The 17,254-nt window shown below is 67.9% G+C and carries 19 protein-coding genes and 1 pseudogene; 8 read left to right on the forward strand and 12 right to left on the reverse strand.

Translation table 11 applies throughout. The features are described 5' to 3' along the window. The first annotated feature begins 15 nt into the window (after positions 1-15). Both serB and VGV37_RS11590 read left to right on the forward strand, forming a co-directional pair. Entirely contained in the window at positions 16-915 is a 900-nt protein-coding gene (gene serB, locus VGV37_RS11585) for a phosphoserine phosphatase SerB (RefSeq protein ID WP_326879828.1), read from the forward strand. Between the two features lie 93 nt (positions 916-1,008). Next, the gene (locus VGV37_RS11590; RefSeq protein ID WP_326879829.1) at positions 1,009-1,749 is read left to right on the forward strand and encodes a DUF2076 domain-containing protein; all 741 of its coding nucleotides are present in this window, start codon (positions 1,009-1,011) and stop codon (positions 1,747-1,749) included. Between the two features lie 24 nt (positions 1,750-1,773). On the opposite strand, the gene VGV37_RS11595 is transcribed toward VGV37_RS11590, so the two are convergent. Continuing rightward, positions 1,774-2,178: a DUF1178 family protein gene (locus VGV37_RS11595; protein WP_326879830.1), complete on the reverse strand. Its 405-nt coding sequence runs from the start codon at positions 2,176-2,178 to the stop codon at positions 1,774-1,776. 38 nt (positions 2,179-2,216) lie between these two features. Here VGV37_RS11595 and VGV37_RS11600 point away from each other — a divergent pair, with 38 nt between their 5' ends. After that, on the forward strand, positions 2,217-2,756 hold the full coding sequence (locus tag VGV37_RS11600; protein WP_326879831.1) for a class I SAM-dependent methyltransferase: 540 nt from the start codon (positions 2,217-2,219) through the stop codon (positions 2,754-2,756). A 6-nt stretch (positions 2,757-2,762) separates the two neighbouring features. On the opposite strand, the gene VGV37_RS11605 is transcribed toward VGV37_RS11600, so the two are convergent. The 4 genes and pseudogenes from VGV37_RS11605 to VGV37_RS11620 form a co-directional block, all read right to left on the reverse strand. Further along, positions 2,763-3,599 carry a carbon-nitrogen hydrolase family protein gene (locus tag VGV37_RS11605; RefSeq protein WP_326879832.1) on the reverse strand — a complete coding sequence of 279 codons (837 nt, stop codon included), beginning with the start codon at positions 3,597-3,599 and terminating at the stop codon, positions 2,763-2,765. A 23-nt stretch (positions 3,600-3,622) separates the two neighbouring features. Then, a complete protein-coding gene (grxC, locus tag VGV37_RS11610; RefSeq protein ID WP_326879848.1) occupies positions 3,623-3,880 on the reverse strand; it encodes a glutaredoxin 3 in 258 nt (85 codons plus the stop codon). Between the two features lie 83 nt (positions 3,881-3,963). After that, positions 3,964-4,434: a ComF family protein gene (locus VGV37_RS11615; protein ID WP_326879849.1), complete on the reverse strand. Its 471-nt coding sequence runs from the start codon at positions 4,432-4,434 to the stop codon at positions 3,964-3,966. Positions 4,435-4,579: 145 nt separating this feature from the next. Then, positions 4,580-4,861, reverse strand: a pseudogene (locus VGV37_RS11620) (double zinc ribbon domain-containing protein); the annotation flags it as partial. An 11-nt stretch (positions 4,862-4,872) separates the two neighbouring features. Here VGV37_RS11620 and VGV37_RS11625 point away from each other — a divergent pair. Next, positions 4,873-5,775, forward strand: coding sequence for a methyltransferase domain-containing protein (locus tag VGV37_RS11625; RefSeq protein ID WP_326879833.1), 903 nt, complete (start codon positions 4,873-4,875; stop codon positions 5,773-5,775). A 93-nt stretch (positions 5,776-5,868) separates the two neighbouring features. Here VGV37_RS11625 and VGV37_RS11630 read toward each other — a convergent pair whose 3' ends face one another. Next, entirely contained in the window at positions 5,869-6,078 is a 210-nt protein-coding gene (locus VGV37_RS11630; protein WP_326879834.1) for a hypothetical protein, read from the reverse strand. Between the two features lie 139 nt (positions 6,079-6,217). On the opposite strand from VGV37_RS11630, the gene VGV37_RS11635 reads away from it, so the two are divergent. Continuing rightward, positions 6,218-7,144, forward strand: a complete 927-nt coding sequence (locus VGV37_RS11635; RefSeq protein WP_326879835.1) for a transcriptional regulator GcvA — start codon at positions 6,218-6,220, stop codon at positions 7,142-7,144. 2 nt (positions 7,145-7,146) lie between these two features. Here VGV37_RS11635 and VGV37_RS11640 read toward each other — a convergent pair whose 3' ends face one another. After that, the gene (locus VGV37_RS11640) at positions 7,147-8,052 is read right to left on the reverse strand and encodes a LysR family transcriptional regulator (RefSeq protein WP_326879836.1); all 906 of its coding nucleotides are present in this window, start codon (positions 8,050-8,052) and stop codon (positions 7,147-7,149) included. Positions 8,053-8,172: 120 nt separating this feature from the next. On the opposite strand from VGV37_RS11640, the gene VGV37_RS11645 reads away from it, so the two are divergent. Further along, positions 8,173-9,198: an NAD(P)-dependent alcohol dehydrogenase gene (locus VGV37_RS11645; protein WP_326879837.1), complete on the forward strand. Its 1,026-nt coding sequence runs from the start codon at positions 8,173-8,175 to the stop codon at positions 9,196-9,198. 4 nt (positions 9,199-9,202) lie between these two features. On the opposite strand, the gene VGV37_RS11650 is transcribed toward VGV37_RS11645, so the two are convergent. After that, on the reverse strand, positions 9,203-9,742 hold the full coding sequence (locus VGV37_RS11650; RefSeq protein ID WP_326879838.1) for a thioesterase family protein: 540 nt from the start codon (positions 9,740-9,742) through the stop codon (positions 9,203-9,205). Between the two features lie 100 nt (positions 9,743-9,842). Between VGV37_RS11650 and VGV37_RS11655 the strand changes: the two genes are divergently transcribed. Further along, a complete protein-coding gene (locus VGV37_RS11655; RefSeq protein ID WP_326879839.1) occupies positions 9,843-10,328 on the forward strand; it encodes a YbaK/EbsC family protein in 486 nt (161 codons plus the stop codon). A gap of 2 nt (positions 10,329-10,330) precedes the next feature. Here VGV37_RS11655 and mutT read toward each other — a convergent pair whose 3' ends face one another. From mutT to VGV37_RS11670, 3 genes are all read right to left on the reverse strand, one after another. Then, entirely contained in the window at positions 10,331-10,741 is a 411-nt protein-coding gene (gene mutT / locus VGV37_RS11660) for an 8-oxo-dGTP diphosphatase MutT (protein WP_326879840.1), read from the reverse strand. Further along, complete coding sequence (gene argJ / locus VGV37_RS11665) at positions 10,738-11,970, reverse strand: bifunctional glutamate N-acetyltransferase/amino-acid acetyltransferase ArgJ (RefSeq protein WP_326879841.1); 1,233 nt, start codon at positions 11,968-11,970, stop codon at positions 10,738-10,740. The genes mutT and argJ overlap by 4 nt, the downstream gene beginning before the upstream one ends. Positions 11,971-12,108: 138 nt before the next feature. Further along, on the reverse strand, positions 12,109-13,041 hold the full coding sequence (locus VGV37_RS11670) for a peptidylprolyl isomerase (protein ID WP_326879842.1): 933 nt from the start codon (positions 13,039-13,041) through the stop codon (positions 12,109-12,111). Between the two features lie 287 nt (positions 13,042-13,328). On the opposite strand from VGV37_RS11670, the gene secA reads away from it, so the two are divergent. Then, entirely contained in the window at positions 13,329-16,031 is a 2,703-nt protein-coding gene (gene secA / locus VGV37_RS11675) for a preprotein translocase subunit SecA (protein ID WP_326879843.1), read from the forward strand. Between the two features lie 183 nt (positions 16,032-16,214). Here secA and VGV37_RS11680 read toward each other — a convergent pair. After that, the coding region (locus VGV37_RS11680; protein ID WP_326879844.1) for a hypothetical protein at positions 16,215-17,254 on the reverse strand (1,040 nt) is incomplete at its 5' end.

Here is a 17,254-nt window from a genome sequence, read left to right on the forward strand (position 1 = left end):
GCGATAAGGGCGGCCATGACCGACCATGTCCTGACCCTGATCGCCGCCGCCCGTGACGGCCTCGCCGCCGAGACCGTCGATGCCATCGCCGACGCTCTGCGGCACCTGGGCGCCGACGTCGGGCGACCGGACTGGCTCGCCCCCGGCACCGCCTGCGACGTACCCTTCGCCGAGTTGAACGACGACCAGGCCGATGCTGCCGCACGCGCATTGCTGGGCGATGCCCCGGTCGACGTGCTGGCCCAGCCCACGGCCGAGCGGCGCAAGCGGCTGCTGATCGCCGACATGGAATCGACGCTGATCGAGAACGAGATGCTCGACGAGCTGGCGGACTATGTCGGCAAGCGCCAGGAGATCGCCCGGATCACCGCCCGCGCCATGAACGGCGAGCTGGATTTCCGCGGCGCGCTGGACGCCCGTGTCAAGCTGCTGGCCGGGCTCGGCGAGAACGTACTCGATGAGAGCGCCAAGCTGATCCGCTACATGCCGGGTGCCCGGGCGTTGGTCGCGACCATGCAGGCGAACGGCGCCCGGACCGCGATCGTGTCGGGCGGCTTCCGCTGCTACACCGCGCTCGTCGCGCGCGAATTGGGCGTCGATCGGGAATTCGGCAACATGCTGGAGGTGAAGCGCGGCAAGTTGACCGGCCGGGTCGTGCCCCCGGTGCTGGGCCGCGAGGCAAAGCTCGAGACCCTGGTCCGGCTCGCGGCCGAGGCGTCGCTGCCGCTCGCGGCCACGCTCGCGACCGGTGACGGCGCCAACGATCTCGACATGATCGGCGCGGCCGGCCTGGGCGTAGCCTTCCGCGCCAAGCCGATCGTGGCGGGCAAGGCGAAATGGCGCATCACATACGGCGACCTGACGGCCCTGCTCTATGCCCAGGGCTATCGCGCCGGCGAGATCGTCGCGGCCTGACCCCGTTGCACCGCCCTCCCGACCTTCCCACATGAAGGTCGGTGCGATCGCGCGCGGTTCCGCGGCCCGCGCCTCGCCGATGGAGGATCTGTCATGACGCCCGAAGAACGGCAATTGCTGAACGGCCTTGCGGATCGTATCCGCAACGCCCCCGCTCAGCAGAAGGACGAGGAGGCGGTCGCCTTGATCCGCGACCTTGTCCAGGCCCGCCCCGACACGAGCTATATCCTGGCGCAGACCACGCTGATGCAGGATTTCGCCCTGCGCTCGGCTCAGGCCCAGATCGCCGATCTGCAACGCCAGCTGGCCGACGCCAAGCAGACCGCGCCCGCGTCCGGCGGCAGCTTCCTCGGCGGCCTGTTCGGTGGCAGCCCCAGCGTGCCGGCGGCCGGCAGCGTGCCCCCTGCCAACCCCTGGGCCCGTCCGGCCCAACCCTACGCGCAGCCGGCCTATACCCAGCCGGTCTATGCCGCCCCGGTGCTGCAGCCGAGCCAGACCTCGGGCTTCCTGCAGAGCGCCGCCCAGACCGCGGTCGGCGTGGCCGGCGGCATGCTGCTGTTCGAGGGCATGGAATCCCTGTTCTCCGGCCATCACGGCGGCTGGGGCGGCTATGGCGGCGGCCCCTGGGGCGGCGGCGGTTTCGGCGGGGGCTATGGCCCGACCGAGAACATCACCGAGGTCGTCAACAACAATTATTACGATGCGCCCGGCGGCGGCCAGCAGCAGACCGACTTCACCCAGGACCCCGCAAACCTGCAGGACGACGGTTTCACCGATGCGAGCTTCGACGACGGAGGCAGCGATTTCGGCGGCAACGACGACCAGTCGATCTGATCACGGGAGCCTGGGCCGGACGCCCTACGAATCCGCCAGCGGCATCCAGGGCAGCCGACCGATCTCGATGCCCTCGTCGGCCAGTTCCTCGGCTTCGTCTTCGGTCGCCTGACCGTAGATGCCGCGCTGCTCGGTCTCGCCGTAATGGATCTTGCGGGCTTCCTCGGCGAAGCGGTCGCCGACGTTCTCGTGGCTTTCCTCGACCACCTTGCGCAGCGTGCGCAGCAGCGTGATCGCCTGGGCCGGGTCGGGCAGGTTATTCGATTTGCGGCCGACCGCAGGTGCCATCAGCGCACGATCGACCTGCTTGTCGCCGCACACGGGACAGGCGATTTCCTGGGCCGACTGCTGGGCCTCGAACGCGTCGCTGTTGCGGAACCAGCCTTCGAACCTATGGTCGGACGGGCAGCGCAGTTCGTAGAGGATCATCGGATGTGCATGAGCTTCGGGTGGGACGGGGGCAGGCAATGAGCGATCCGCTGGGCGTGCCGTCGCCGTGGGTGCGCCGGTTCGCCCATCTGGTGGAAAAGGGCGGCGCGGTGCTGGACCTGGCGGCCGGGGCCGGGCGCCATGCGCGCTTCTTCGCCGGGCGCGGCCATCCAGTCACGGCGGTCGACCACAACCTCGACGGCATGGCGGATCTGGCGGCGGACGGACCGGTCGCGCGGATCCGGGCCGATCTGGAAGACGGCAGCCCGTGGCCGCTCGGAGACCGGCAGTTCGCCGGCATCGTCGTCACCAACTACCTGCACCGGCCGCTGCTGCCGATCCTGGCGGACGCGCTGACGCCGGGCGGCGTGCTGATCTACGAGACCTTCGCGGTCGGCCAGGGCGAGTTCGGCCGACCCAGCTCCGAGAATTACCTGCTGCGGCCGAACGAACTGATCCGGGTGTTCGGTCCATTGCTCACGGTCGTCGGTTTCGAGCATGGCATCGACTACGCGCCCAATCCCAAGGCGGTGCAGCGCCTGGCAGCGGTCAAGGGACGCGATCTCGTACCGCTGTGACATGGGTCAGGCCAGTCGGGGCGGCGCGAACGGGCGGTCGTGCTGCAGCGACGGCACCATCCGGCGTGCTTCGGCGATGCGGCCCAGATCGAGCTCGGCGGTGACGATGCCGACCGCCTCGCCGCCATCGGCCAGCACCTCGCCCCAGGGATCGACGATGAGCGAGTGGCCATAGGTCTTGCGGCCCTCGGCGTGGGTGCCGGTCTGGGCCGGCGCCAGCACGAAGCAGCCGGTTTCGATCGCCCGCGCACGCAGCAGGGTGTGCCAGTGGGCGCGGCCCGTCGCGACCGCGAAGGCCGACGGGATGGTCAGGATCTCGGCGCCGGCCTGGGCCAGCGCGCGGTAGAGTGCGGGAAAGCGCAGGTCGTAGCAGACGGTCAGGCCGACGCGGGCGAACGGCGTCTCAACCACGACCGTCGCCTCGCCGGGCCGGAACTGTGAGGATTCCCGATAGCTCTCGCCGCCGGCCAGGTCGACGTCGAACATGTGGATCTTGTCGTAGCGCGCGGCGATGCCGCCGTCGGGCGCGAACAGGTAGGACCGGTTGGCGAGCCGGTCTTCGTCGGGCAGCTTGACCGCCATCGAGCCGGCGAGCAGCCAGGCGCCGGTCTCGCGCGCCAGCTCGGCGAAGAAGCTGATCGCGTGCGGGTTCGCCTCGTCCTCGGCCTTGGCGAATTTCGGCTCGCGCTTGGGCTCCAGCATGACCGCCACTTCCGGCGTCAGGATGAAGCCCGCTCCGGCGTCGCGGGCCCGGCGCGTCATGTCGCCGATGGTCTGGAGATTGGGGTCGACCTCGCGGCCGGCGGAGATCTGCAGGCAGGCGACTGTGATACGATCGACCATGAGGTCTCCGTCCGGTTCGAGGCTCAGGAAGCGAGCTTGGCGTCGAGTTGGCCGGCGCGATCCATCGCATAGAGATCGTCGCAGCCGCCGATATGCTCGCCGTTGATGAAGATCTGCGGCACCGAGGTGCGGCCGCCGGCGCGGCTCAGCATCTCGTCGCGCCGCGCGGGTTCCTCCATCACGTCGATATTCACGTACTCGACGCCCTTCTTGCCCAGCAAGGACTTGGCGCGGGCGCAATAGGGACAGAACATCGTCGAATAGACTTCCACCTGGGCCACAGGGACTCTCCGGGAAATAATAAGGTCTCTTGCGATATAGGCGAGATCGGGCGCCGTTGCCAGTGACTGCAGCCTTGCAAGTCTCAAGGGGCCGCCCCGCCCGGCAGGCGCATTGCGCGGGCCAGGGTCAGCACGTCGACCTCGGTCGCACCGGCGCGCTTCAGCACGCGGGCGCAGGCCTCGATCGTGGCGCCGGTGGTCAGCACGTCGTCGACCAGCAGGATGCGTTTGCCGGCAACCGCCACGCCCGGTTTTACGGCGAAAGCGCCGCGCACGTTTTCGGCGCGCTGCAGGCGCGACAGGTGGCCTTGGCTGCGGGTGCGCCGCCGGCGGACCAGCAATTCGGGGGGCGAAGCGCGGGGCAGTGGCAGCGCGCGGCGTCCAGGCCGCAACCGCGGCCTGGGCCAACAGGGCCGACTGGTTGAAGCGGCGGCGGAACAGCCGGGTCCAATGCAGCGGCACCGGCGCCACCAGGTCGGCCGTCGCCAGCAGTTCCGCCCCGCTGCGGGCGAGCCATTGGCCGAAGGCGGGCATGCCGTGCAGCCGGTCGGCATGCTTGAACGCGAGGATCAGCCGGCGCGAATGATCGTCATAGGCAAAGACCGCGCGCGCCCGGCCATAGGGCGGCGGATAGGCGACGCATTGCGCGCATTCGGCGCCCAGGCCCGCATCATAGGGAAATGGCAGGCCGCAGCAGGCGCAGCACGGCGGACCCAGAAAGCTGATGTTCTGCCAACAGGCGGCGCATAGCGCGCCCTGGGTCTCGACGGCCCCGCCGCACGACAGGCAGCGCGGCGGCAGCAGCGCGTCCAGCACCATCCGGCCGGCCGCGACCAGCCGGCGCCGGGTGCCCTCGAACCGGGCGGGATCGACCGCATCGTCGAGATCCATGGAAGCTTGCTTCGGTTGCCTCAGCCATCCCCACTCTGCGCGGGACCGCCCGCGCGGGCAAGCTTGGCAGCGGGGGACCGGGCGGTTCATAGTCCGCCGCCATGAGCGACGACATCATCATCTTCGACCGCGCGGCCGTGCGCCGCCACCGCGAACGGTCGGCACTGTTTCCGGGCGACACCCGCTTCCTGCATCGCGCCGTCCAGGAACGGCTGATCGACCGGCTGAACGACGTTCGCCACCGCTTTGCCCGGGTGCTCGACCTCGGCGTCGGCGACGGCGGCCTCGCCGCCCTGCTGGCCGAGGCGGGCCAGGCGCCCGACATCGTCTCGTTCGACCCGGCCTGGCGCTTCGCCCGGCAGCAGCCGATGGGTGTAGTCGGCGAGGCGGAGGCGCTGCCGTTCCGCGCGGCGAGCTTCGACCTGGTCGTCAGCGCGCTGGGGCTGCATTGGACCAACGACCTGCCGGGTGCGCTGCTGCAGCTGCGCCACATCCTCAAACCGGATGGGCTGCTGCTGGCGACACTCTATGGCGGCCGCACGCTCTGGGAGTTGCAGGAAGTGCTGATGCAGGCCGAGATCGAGGTCGCCGGCGGCGCCGCGCCGCGCGTCTCGCCCTTCGCCGACGTGCCCGACTGCGGCGCGTTGCTACAGCGTGCGGGGCTGGCCCTGCCGGTGGTCGACAGCGAGACCCTGACCGTCACCTATCCGCACCTGTTCGCGCTGATGCAGGACCTGCGCGCCATGGGCGAGACCAATGCGCAGGCGGCCCGCCAGCGCGGCGGCTCACGGCGCGCCCTGTTCCTGCGCGCGGCAGAGATCTATCGAGAGCGGTTCGGCGACGCCGATGGCCGGGTTCCCGCGACCTTTCAGCTGATCAACCTGACCGGCTGGGCGCCTGCCGCCAGCCAGCAACAACCACTGAAACGCGGCAGCGCCACGGCGCGCCTCGCCGACGCGCTGGGCACGGAAGAACGACCGGCCGGCGACGCGGTGCCGCACTGATCGCTGGTGCCGAACCGCACCAACCCCTCCCGCAAGCGGTAGAGGGAAGGATCGCCGGCCGATGAACGGTAAATCGAAGTATCGACCAGGCGCCTAGAGGTGCCACATGTCGGCGGCGGTGGGCGCCATCACGAGCGGCTGGGCCGCCTCGGTCGCGACCGGGGCCGGTTCGGCCGGGTCGGCCGCAACACCGCGGTGCCACAGTTCGGCCATGCCGATCATCGCAATCGCCAGGACGGCGAAGGCGGCGGCGCGGGCGAAGGCGGGCAGCGGGGCGGCAACCGCGGAAATCATCGTGCTCATCATCCGGACTCCATGCCGCGTCGACACGACATTATTTTATCGATCTTGGCGGCTTCCAGGAGATAGGCGTTTCACGCCCGCACGACAAACGACGCTTTGTGCGGGTTCACATTATATTTTGTCATGATAAGATCGAGCGATGACGGTCCATTTGCCCTCGCTCAACGGCCTGCGCGCGTTCGAGGCCTCGGCCCGGCTGCTGAGCTTCACGCTGGCCGCGGCGGAGCTGAACGTGACCCAGGCCGCGATCAGCCACCAGATCAAGCGGCTCGAGGAGCAGCTGAACGTCCAGCTCTTCGTCCGGCAGAACCGGGCGCTGCTGCTCACCCGTGCCGCGCAGGAGTATCTGCCGGCGGTGCGCGCCGCCTTCGAGGACCTGCGTCGCGCGACCCAGCGGCTGGTCCAGCCGGAACGCCAGCGGGTATTGACGGTCTCGACCATCCCCTCGCTCGCCGCCAAGTGGCTGGTGCCGAGGCTGATCAATTTCCAGGAGGCGTATCCCGATATCGAGGTGCGCATCAGCACGACCATGCGTTCGGTCGATTTTCGCAGCGAGGGCATCGACCTGGGCATCCGCTACGGCACGGGCGACTGGCCGGGTCTGCGCGCCGATTGGCTGATGCAGGAAAGCTGGTTTCCGGTATGCAGCCCGGCGCTGATGGCCGGCAATCGGCCGTTGCGCCAGCCGTCGGACCTGGCCGACCACACCCTGATCCATGTCGAGCATTATCGCGAAGCCTGGCCGCTCTGGCTCGAGGCCGCCGGCGCGCCGGTAGCAATCGCCGAGCGGCGGGGGCTCAGTTTCGACCTGATGATGGTGGCGCTGCAGGCCGCGATCGACGGTGCCGGCGTCGCCCTCGCCGGCACCTCGTTCGTCGAGGTCGACATCGCCGCCGGCCGGTTGATCGCGCCGTTCGAGGTGACCCTGCCCCACAAGGAAGGCGGCTTCTACGTCGTGGTCCCGACCGAGACGGCGGACCAGCCGACGATCGCGCTGTTCCGCCAATGGCTGCTGGCCTCGCTCGGCCCCCGCATTGCGCCGCCCCGGGCGGCAGCGACCTCCTAAGATCAAGGATCGACCAGACCCGGCAGCTCCGTCACCAATGCGTCGATGGCGAGGCGGATGCGCAGGGGCAGGCGCGGGGTCTTCGGCCAGAGCGCGTGGGTTTCGATCGCGATGCCGGGTCGGTCGTCGAGCACCGGCACCAGCGCGCCGGAGCGGATGCGCGCACCGACCAGCCAGCACGGCAGCCAGACCAGCCCCATGCCGGCCGTGGCCGCGTCGGCGATCGCTTCCAGATCGTCGAGCCGGACGCGCGACTTCGGCGCCACGGTGACGTGCCGTCCATCCGTGCCGGGCACGAGCCAGGACCGGACATGGTCGGCGCGCCAGTAGGTCACGGCGTCATGATGGGCGATATCGACGACGCTCCGCGGCACACCCCTGGCGGCGAGATAGGCGGGCGCAGCGCAGACGACCATGCGCTGGACCGCCAACCCGCGGGTGACCAGCTCGCCGGCGTCGCGCAAGGATCCGTTGCGGACTGCCAGGTCATAGCCATCCTCGATCAGGTCGACCGGGCGGTCGCTGAAGTTGAGGTCGAGCGTCAGCTTCGGATGCCGCCGGGCCAGGTCCAGCAGGATCGGCGCGACGCAATACCGGCCGAACAGCACCGGCACCGACACGCGGAGCCGGCCGGCCACTTCGCGCCGGCCCGATTCCAGCACCGCCTCGCCGGCACGCAGTTCCTCGAGCGCCTTCAGGCAGCGTTCGTGATAGGCATGCCCCTCCTCGGTCAGGCTCTGGGTCCGGGTGGTGCGATGAAACAGTCGCACGCCGAGCCGCGCTTCCAGGCGAGCTATGGTCTTGCCGATCGCCGAGCGCGAGAGCGCCAACCGCGCCGCCGCCCCGGCGAAGCTGCCGGCCTCGACCGCCTCCACGAACACCGCGACACCATCCAGCCGATCCCGCATCTTTCCTCCTCGGACGTTCGATTGTAGCGCTTGAGGCGACGATTGGCGGATTTAATATCGCCACTGGGTCCAACCGCGCACCGTTACGCTTCGTCATCACTCAATGGCGAGGACGAGGCGATGGGCGAGACGATGCGGCGATGGACGCTGAAGACGATCGGACGGGGATCCCTGGCGCCGGAAAAGGTATCGATCCCCGAGCCGGGTCCGGGCGAACTGCTGGTCAAGGTGTCCGCGGTGTCGCTCAACTACCGCGACAGGCTGGTGATGGAGAGCGGCATGGGATTGCCGCTGGCGTTCCCGTTCGTCCCCGCCTCCGACATGGCCGGATCCGTCGTAGCGGCGGGGGCGGGCGCCACGCGTTTCGCGCCCGGCCAGCGGGTAATCTCGTTCTTCTCGCCCGGCTGGATCGAGGGCAAGCCTGCCGGTTCCGCCCGCGTGCCGCCCAGCCGGACGTTGGGCGGTGCCTATCCGGGCGTGCTGGCCGACTACGTGGTGTTCCCCGAGGATTGGTTCGTGGCGGCGCCGACCAGCCTCGACGATGCGGAGGCCAGCACCCTGCCGATCGCGGGCCTGACCGCCTGGTTCGCGCTGATCGAGCGCGGGCACCTGCGCGCCGGCGAGACCGTGCTGGTCCAGGGCACCGGCGGGGTGGCGCTGTTCGGCCTGCAGATCGCCAAGGCCCATGGCGCCGAAGTGATCGTGACCTCGGGCAGCGACGAAAAGCTGGCCCGCGCCAGTGCCCTCGGCGCCGATCACGGCATCAATCGCCGATCGGAAGATTGGGTCGATGCGCTTTACCGCCTGACGGGCGACCGCGGGGCCGACCATGTGCTGGAGATCGTCGGCGGCGCCCATCTGGCCCAGGCGTTGCGGGCGGTGGCGGTCCATGGCCGTATCTCGCTGATCGGCGTGCTGGAGGGCTTCGACATCTCCGGCCCGGCGGGCCAACTGCTGCTGAAATCGGCCGTGATCCAGGGCATCGGGGTCGGTCATCGCCGGTCGCTGGAGGATCTGGTCCGGGCGGTCGACCATCTGGGACTGCGCCCGGTGATCGACCGCATCTATCGGTTCGATGAGGTTCCGGCCGCGTTCGAGCACCTCGACCGCGGCCCGTTCGGCAAGGTCGTCGTGACCCTGGATTGATCGGTTACGACCGGCCCTCCCGACTCCCCTTGCGCCCCACGCGCGCCAGGAACTTCTCGCCGTCGACAATGGCCCGTTCGTGGAATCCGCTGCCGATGATTTCCACCTCGTCGCGGCATTCGATCCGGAAGCGCAGGCGCCGACCTTCGATCGCGATCAGCTCGACCTCGGCCGTGATCGTCATCCCGACGGGCGTGGCGGCGCTATGGCTGACGTCGACATGGGTGCCCAGCGTGTGCTGATGATCGGGGATATGGGGGCGCAGGGCTTCGATGCAGGCCCATTCCATGAAGCCGACCAGGAAGGCGGTGGCGAGGACGGGCGGCATGCCGCCGAAGCTGGCGAAAACACCGGCGAAAGCCGGAACGGTCATCGCCTCGCTGACCATGATCGCCTGCGTATGCCGCAGTCCCGGCCGCAGCTGGTCCGAGGTCATGTCGAATCCTCCCGAGTTCTCGACTGCGCCGAGGCTTCGCCAAACGGGGGAGCCCGTCAATCCGGAAATCCGCAATCGCAGCCGCTCATGTTCGCGAAAGGACGGCATCCTACGGCTTCCCGGCCGGCGAAGATCATATTTCGTGACTTTGCCAATCAACGAAATATAGATATGATCGCCGAAGAACGAGGAAAGCCGAGAAATCCCGATGACCGAGACCTTCGAAAAGCTCGTCGCACTGCTCGACCACAACAATGCCCGCTACCGGGTGCTCGATCATGCTCCGGAAGGGCAGACCGACAAGGTCAGCGCGCTGCGCGGGCATTCCACGGCCGCCGCCGCGAAATGCATCATCCTGATCGTGAAGCTGGGCAAGAAGACCACCCTCTTCGTGCTGGCCGTCGTGCCGGGCAACGCCCGCGTCGATGTCGGGCGGATCCGGGCGATCATGGGCGCGACCTACGTGGGCTTCGCCGCGACCGAGGTCGCCGAGCGGCTCGCCGGCAGCGCGGCCGGAACCGTGCTGCCCTTCGCGTTTCACCCGGACCTGGTCCTGATCGCCGATCCGGCACTGCAGGCTCACGACGAGATCTTCTTCAATGCCGCGCGGCTCGATCGGTCGATCGCGATCCGGACGGAAGATTACCTGGCGCTGGCGAAGCCCCGCCTGGAAGCGATCGCCGCGCCGGTCTGACGCTACAGAAGGTCGCGCAGCATGGCCACCAGCGGCTTGTCGGCCGGCGGCATTTCGTAGTCGCCGAGCCGGGCCGGGCGGGCCCAGGTCAGTTCCTGGCCTTCCTGCGCCGTGATCGTGCCGGTCCAGCGGCGGCAGACGTAGAGCGGCATCAGCAGGTGGAACTTCTCGTAGGCGTGGCTGGCGAAGGTGAAGGGGGCGAGGCAGCTTTCCCTGGTGTCGATGCCCAGCTCTTCCTTCAGCTCCCGGATCAGCGCCGCCTCCGGCGTCTCGCCCGGCTCGACCTTGCCGCCGGGGAACTCCCACAGGCCGGCCATGGTCTTGCCGGGCGGGCGGCGGGCGAGCAGCACCCGCCCGTCCGTATCGACCAGCGCCACGGCGGAGACCAGGATGATGGGTAACGCCGTACTCAAGAGCGATAGCTGCCGTTGATGTCGATGTAGCGGTGGGTGAGGTCGCAGGTCCAGACCGTGGCCTTGCCCTTGCCGAGCCCGATGTCGACCTCGATCAGGATCTCGCGGCCGGCCATGTGCCGGGATACCGGCGCCTCGTCATACCCCGGCACCGGGCCGCCCTCGGTCGCGATCATGATGCCGCCGACCGAGATCGACAGCGTGTCGCGATCGACCTTCTCACCGGATTTGCCGACCGCCATGACGATGCGGCCCCAATTGGCGTCGCCGGCCGCAAGCGCCGTCTTGACCAGCGGCGAATTGCCGATGGCGAGGCCGATGCGCTGGGCCGCCTTCTTGCCGGTGGCGCCGGTGACGCGGATCTCGACGAACTTCTCCGCACCCTCGCCGTCGCGCACGATCTGCTGGGCGAGGTCGATCAGCAGGGCTTCCAGCTTGCGCTTGAAATCCTTCAGCTTCGGGTCGCTCGCCTTGTGGATCTTGTGATGGTCGGCCTTGCCGGTCGCGACCAGTAGCACCGTGTCGGAGGTCGAGGTGTCGCCATCGACCGTGGTGGCGTTGAACGACTTGTTCGTGCCGCCGGACAGCAGCTCCTGCAGCACGTCGGCCGGCAGCTTGGCGTCGGTGAAGACATAGCCCAGCATGGTCGCCATATCCGGGGCGATCATGCCCGATCCCTTGACGAAACCATTGATGGTGACCGGCACGCCATCGATGAGCGCGGTCGCGGTCGCCCCCTTGGCGAAGGTGTCGGTCGTCATGATCGCGGCGGCGGCCTCGGACCAGCGATCCTCGGCGACCTCGGCGATCAGGCCCGGCAGGGCGTTGATGATCTTCTCGCCCGGCGGCACCTCGCCGATGACACCCGTCGACGAGATGTAGACCTCCTCGACCTTGCAGCCGGCGGCCTTGGCCGCGGCCTCGGCGGTCTGCTCGACGATCTTGCGGCCGGCCTTGCCGGTGAAGACGTTGGAATTGCCCGAATTGACCACGATGACCCGCGCCTTGCCGTGGGGCAGCACCTCGCGGCACCACACGACCGGGGCGCCCGGCGTCTTCGACCGGGTGAACACGCCGGCGATGGTCGAGCCCGGATCCAGCAGCGCCACCATCAGGTCCGGTCGCCCCTTGTAGCGGATGCCGCAATTGCCGGCGGCAAGCCGGACGCCCGCGATCGGCGTCAGGGTCGGGAATGCGGCGGGCGCCAGCGGCGAAACGGCGATCGACATGGGGCGGGACATCCTTCGTTCGGGGAGGCTCGAAACGAAACGGGGTGCGACCGGACCAGACCAGCGCACCCCGCGTCTTACCCGATCCGCACGCCGGTTGGATAGGCCCGGCGGCAGGATCGTTCGTGACGTTTCGACTTACTTCTTGGCCGGGGCGGCAGCCTTGGCCGGAGCGGCGGCGGCCGGCGGCGTCTTCAGCTGGGCGCTGAACGGCGTGCCATCGAGATTGAACTCCTCGACCTTGGCCTTGCCGCGGAGCTCGGCGATCTTGGTGTCGATGGTATCGCGCTGGGCCTCGCTCTCCAGCTTTTCCTTGGAATCGTCGAAGGACGGCGGGGCGGCAGGGCGGCGATCGACGATCTTGATGACGTGCCAGCCGAACTGGGTCTTCACCGGGGTCTTGGTGTAGGCGCCCTTCTTCAGCGCGAAGGCGGCCTCGCCGAATTCCGGCGGCATGGCGTCCTTGGTGAAATAGCCGAGGTCGCCGCCGTTGGAATCCTTGTTCGGGTTCTTTTCGTTGGCGAGCTTGGCGAAATCGGCACCCTTGTCGAGCTGGACGATGACCGCCTTGGCGTCGGCCTCTTCCTTCAGCAGGATCTGGTAGCCGTGGATCTCTTCCTGGGCCGGCACGTCCTTGATGCTCTTCTGATATCGGGCCTTCAGGGCATCGTCGCTGGTCGCCTTGGCCAGTATCCGGTCGATGTAGACCTGCTCGACCACCCGCTCCTGCAGCTTGGCGAGCTTGTCCTTCACTTCCGGATCATTGTCGAGCTTGGCGTCCTTGGCGGCGCCAATCAGCAGGTCGTTGTTGACGACCTGCTCCAGCAGCTGCGGATAGATCGCCTCGAGCGGAACCTGCTGGTACTGCGGCGGCAGTTGCTTCTGGGCGGCGAGCAGGTCCGACTTATGGACCTCGGTGCCGTTGATCTTGGCGACGACCGGGTCGTCGGTGGCGCTGGGCGCCAGCTGCAGCTGGGGCGCGTCGGCCGCGTGGGCGGCGAGCGGCGCCGCAAGGGCCAGCGCAAGCACCAACGACCGCAACGGGCGGGACGACGACAGGTTCAGGGACATAGCTGTTCCTTGGGGTGGGGCCGGGGTCGACGATCGGCAGCCGCATGGCCGCACGGACTCGAAAGACCGACTCATGACGATGCCGGGCCATTAATCACAAGACGCGGGCGGCCACAAGCGCGCCGCTGTAGCAAATTATTTCACCGAACGGTGCCGGGCCGCCGCGACATGACGCTGCAACCGGGGCTGTACGCGGTCCCGCGCGATTGACTTCGGCGGACGTTGTCCCTATGTCATGGCCTTCCCTGGAACCTCACGTTCCGGGACCCCCATCTTTCGAGGTTTGGATGCTCGGTGCCCTCGCCCGGCGGCTATTTGGTTCGGCCAACGACCGGTTTCTGAAAGGGTTCTCCGCCCAGGTCGTCGCGATCAACCAGCTCGAAACCGAGCTCGCGGCCCTCGACGACGCGGGCCTCACGGCGCGCACCCAGATGTTCAAGGACAGGCTCGCCCAGGGCGAAACCCTGGACGACATCCTGGTCGAGGCGTTCGCCACCGTACGCGAGGCGGCCAAGCGCGTGCTGGGCCAGCGGCCGTACGACGTCCAGCTGCTGGGCGGCATAGTGCTGCACAAGGGCATGATCGCCGAGATGAAGACCGGCGAAGGCAAGACCCTCGTCGGTACGCTCGCCGTCTATCTGAATGCGCTCGCCGGCAAGGGCGTGCACGTCGTCACGGTCAACGACTACCTGGCCAGCCGCGACGCGGACTGGATGGGCAACGTCTACCGTTTCCTTGGCCTCACGGTCGGCGTGATCCTGCACGACCTCGACGATGTCGAGCGCCGCAACGCCTACGGCAGCGACATCACCTACGGCACGAACAACGAGTTCGGCTTCGACTATCTGCGCGACAACATGAAGTTCCGGCTGGAAGAGATGGTCCAGCGCCCGTTCCATTATGCGATCGTCGACGAGGTCGACTCGATCCTGATCGACGAGGCGCGCACGCCGCTCATCATCTCCGGCCCGACCGAGGACAATTCCGAACTCTATACCAGCGTCAACCGGCTGATCCCCGGCCTGACCGCCGAGGATTTCGAGAAGGACGAGAAGCAGCGCACGGTCACGCTGACCGAGGCCGGCGTCGAGCATATCGAAGCCCTGCTGCGCGAAGCCGGCCTGCTGGTCGAGGGCACGCTCTACGACATCCACAACGTCTCGCTGGTCCATCACGTGAACCAAGCGCTGCGCGCCCACAAGATCTTCACGCGCGACGTCGACTATATCGTCAAGGACGACAAGGTCATCATCATCGACGAGTTCACCGGCCGCATGATGGAGGGCCGGCGCTATTCCGAGGGCCTGCACCAGGCGCTGGAGGCCAAGGAACACGTCGAGATCCAGAACGAGAACCAGACGCTCGCCTCGATCACGTTCCAGAATTATTTCCGGCTCTATCCGAAGCTGGCCGGCATGACCGGCACGGCGATGACCGAGGCCGGCGAGTTCGCCGACATCTACAAGCTCGAAGTCATCGAGATCCCGACCAACAAGCCGGTGCAGCGCAAGGATTCCGACGACGAGGTCTATCGCACCGAACGAGAGAAGTTCGCGGCGATCAAGGTCAAGGTCGAGGAATGCTTCAAGCGCAACCAGCCGGTGCTGGTCGGCACCGTCTCGATCGAGAAGTCCGAGGCGCTGTCAACCTTCCTCAAGGAAGCCGGCGTTCCGCACAAGGTGCTGAACGCGCGCTACCATGAGATGGAAGCAAGCATCGTTGCCCAGGCCGGCCGGCCCGGCTCGGTGACGATCGCCACCAACATGGCCGGCCGCGGCACCGACATCCAGCTGGGCGGCAACCTCGAGATGCGCGTGCGCCAGGAACTGGCGGAGATCACCGACGAGGCGGAGCGCGCGGCGCGGATCGAGGCGATCCGGGCCGAGATCAAGGTCGACGCCCAGATCGCCCGTGACGCCGGCGGCCTGTTCGTCATGGGCAGCGAGCGGCACGAGAGCCGCCGTATCGACAACCAGCTGCGCGGCCGCTCCGGCCGCCAGGGCGATCCCGGTGCCTCCGCGTTCTTCGTCTCGCTCGAGGACGATCTGATGCGCATCTTCGGTTCCGAGCGCATGGACGCCTGGCTGCAGCGCTTCGGCATCAAGGAGGGCGAGGCGATCGTCCATCCCTGGATGAACAAGGCGCTGGAAAAGGCCCAGCAGAAGGTCGAAGCGCGCAACTTCGACATGCGCAAGCACATCCTGAAGTACGACGACGTCATGAACGACCAGCGCAAGGTCGTCTATGAGCAGCGCAAGGAAATCATGAACTCGGCCGACGTGCAGTCGACCGTGACCGACATGCGCCACGAGACGATAGAGACCCTGGTCGCGGCGGCGATCCCGCCCAACGCCTATGCCGAACAGTGGGATGTCGCGGGCCTCCATGCCGAGATGCTGAACATCGGTGGCCTCGATCTGCCGGTCGCCGACTGGGCGAAGGAAGAGGGCATCGCCGACGAGGCGATCCGCGAGCGGCTGAGCCAGGCGCTCGAGGAAAAGATGGCCGCGAAGGAACTGGCCTACGGCGCCGACACCATGCGCATGGTCGAGAAGAGCCTGCTGCTGCAGCTGCTCGACCAGACCTGGAAGGAACATCTTCTGGCGCTCGACCATCTGCGCCAGGGCATCAATCTCAGGGCCTATGCCCAGCAGGATCCGCTGAACGAATATAAGCGCGAAGCGTTCGAGCTGTTCTCCGAGATGCTGGGCGGCCTGCGCGCCACGGTCACCCGCGTGCTGGCCCATGTCGAGCTGCGCATGGCGGAACCCCAGGCGGTACCGCAACCGCAGATGCCCCGCAACATCACGGCGCTCCATCCTGCGTTCGACGCCGAGGAGATGGAAGAAGCGGGCATCGCCATGGCGAGCGGCGAGGACCGGGTCGCCGGCAACCTGGCGACGCGCGACCCCGGCCAGCGCCTGTCGCGCAACGCACCCTGCCCCTGCGGCTCGGGCAAGAAGTTCAAGCATTGCCACGGCAGGGTCTGAACCCGCACCGATAGATGGGCTGACAGGCGGGCGGCGAGACATCTCGCCGCCCGTTTTCGTTCGACGACCTGTCGTGATGAGGTGATGCCGGGTAACACCGAGGAACGCTCATGACATCGACCACGAGCGTCGTGATCCCGACGGTCCGACAGACGCGCGAGGCTGGTTTCTAGCGCGGCCGTTCTACTCCTCCGCCACGAATCCGATCATCTGCCGCGCGGTGCGCAATGGGGAGCGGCCGCGCAGCGGGGCTTGCAGGAAGCGATTGGTCGCAGCCAGCACCGTCTGCGCCGCGCCGGGTGTGGCCTCGGCCAGTTCGATCGCGGCGAACAGGGTCTTGGCCAGATGGGCGGAATGGATGAAGCGCCCTTGGCTGTGGTGGACGATCCGATCGATCGCCTGATCGCGGAAGGACGGTACGTCGCGCACCTGCCAGCGCCCGGTCTCCTGGACGGGATCGACGTAGCGCCCGTTGCGTCCGATGAAGCAGGCGAGTTGCAGCAGCAGGGCCGGCCAAAGCGACGCGTCGGCCCGAACGGCATCGAGTCCGGCGGCGGCGAAGGTCAGGGCATGGGTGAAATCGAGCCAGTCGACGTTTTCCGACAGTTTCTGGTCCGGGCTTTCGAAGAACGGTTCGTCGGCGTGGAGCATCTGCCAGGCGGCCGCCTCGACCAGCACGGCGAAGATCGCTTCCGGCCGGTGGATCGGACCCCAGGCGGCCGTGATCGCCATCGCCTGCTTCGCGCTGATCCGCCGGAGCGCCGCAGCATCAAGCGCCGGCGCATTGTCGGCCGACGCCCACCAGGCATCCAGCCGCGATCGGTAGTCCCGGAACTCGGGCAACAGATCTTCGCGCCGGGCATAGACCAGCGAGCGGACCAGGGACAGCAGCACCGGTCCGGCAACCTCCCGGCCCAGCCGATCGATCAGGCGGAGCGCCTGTGCGACATAGATCATGGTATGGCCGAAATCGGCATAGTGCTGCAATCCCACACCGAACAGGGCGCCAGCAAAATCGTCCGGCCAGGCCGGCTGCGCCAGCGCCGCGCGCAGCAGCCCAACGGCGGCCGCCTCGTCCTCGCGCTCAATTGCGGGCAGGAAATCGGTGGCACTCCACGGCACGGCATTCGTTGCGAAACCGAACCGGTCCTCGGATCCGACGACATCGTCCGCGATATGGCCCAGGATCTCGCCGAGCGCCATCAGCCGGACGTCGGCATCGA

Origin of the sequence: Aliidongia sp. (assembly GCF_035943795.1) — a bacterium.
In the GTDB taxonomy this organism is placed as follows: Bacteria; Pseudomonadota; Alphaproteobacteria; order ATCC43930; family CGMCC-115725; genus Aliidongia.

Coding starts and splice junctions, on each gene's coding strand:
- serB (WP_326879828.1), top strand. CDS start 16: ATGACCGACCATGTCCTGACCCTGATCGCCGCCGCCCGTGACGGCCTC.
- VGV37_RS11590 (WP_326879829.1), top strand. CDS start 1,009: ATGACGCCCGAAGAACGGCAATTGCTGAACGGCCTTGCGGATCGTATC.
- VGV37_RS11595 (WP_326879830.1), bottom strand. CDS start 2,178: ATGATCCTCTACGAACTGCGCTGCCCGTCCGACCATAGGTTCGAAGGC.
- VGV37_RS11600 (WP_326879831.1), top strand. CDS start 2,217: ATGAGCGATCCGCTGGGCGTGCCGTCGCCGTGGGTGCGCCGGTTCGCC.
- VGV37_RS11605 (WP_326879832.1), bottom strand. CDS start 3,599: ATGGTCGATCGTATCACAGTCGCCTGCCTGCAGATCTCCGCCGGCCGC.
- VGV37_RS11615 (WP_326879849.1), bottom strand. CDS start 4,434: ATGCCGACCGGCTGCACGGCATGCCCGCCTTCGGCCAATGGCTCGCCC.
- VGV37_RS11625 (WP_326879833.1), top strand. CDS start 4,873: ATGAGCGACGACATCATCATCTTCGACCGCGCGGCCGTGCGCCGCCAC.
- VGV37_RS11630 (WP_326879834.1), bottom strand. CDS start 6,078: ATGAGCACGATGATTTCCGCGGTTGCCGCCCCGCTGCCCGCCTTCGCC.
- VGV37_RS11635 (WP_326879835.1), top strand. CDS start 6,218: ATGACGGTCCATTTGCCCTCGCTCAACGGCCTGCGCGCGTTCGAGGCC.
- VGV37_RS11640 (WP_326879836.1), bottom strand. CDS start 8,052: ATGCGGGATCGGCTGGATGGTGTCGCGGTGTTCGTGGAGGCGGTCGAG.
- VGV37_RS11645 (WP_326879837.1), top strand. CDS start 8,173: ATGGGCGAGACGATGCGGCGATGGACGCTGAAGACGATCGGACGGGGA.
- VGV37_RS11650 (WP_326879838.1), bottom strand. CDS start 9,742: ATGCCGTCCTTTCGCGAACATGAGCGGCTGCGATTGCGGATTTCCGGA.
- VGV37_RS11655 (WP_326879839.1), top strand. CDS start 9,843: ATGACCGAGACCTTCGAAAAGCTCGTCGCACTGCTCGACCACAACAAT.
- argJ (WP_326879841.1), bottom strand. CDS start 11,970: ATGTCGATCGCCGTTTCGCCGCTGGCGCCCGCCGCATTCCCGACCCTG.
- VGV37_RS11670 (WP_326879842.1), bottom strand. CDS start 13,041: ATGTCCCTGAACCTGTCGTCGTCCCGCCCGTTGCGGTCGTTGGTGCTT.
- secA (WP_326879843.1), top strand. CDS start 13,329: ATGCTCGGTGCCCTCGCCCGGCGGCTATTTGGTTCGGCCAACGACCGG.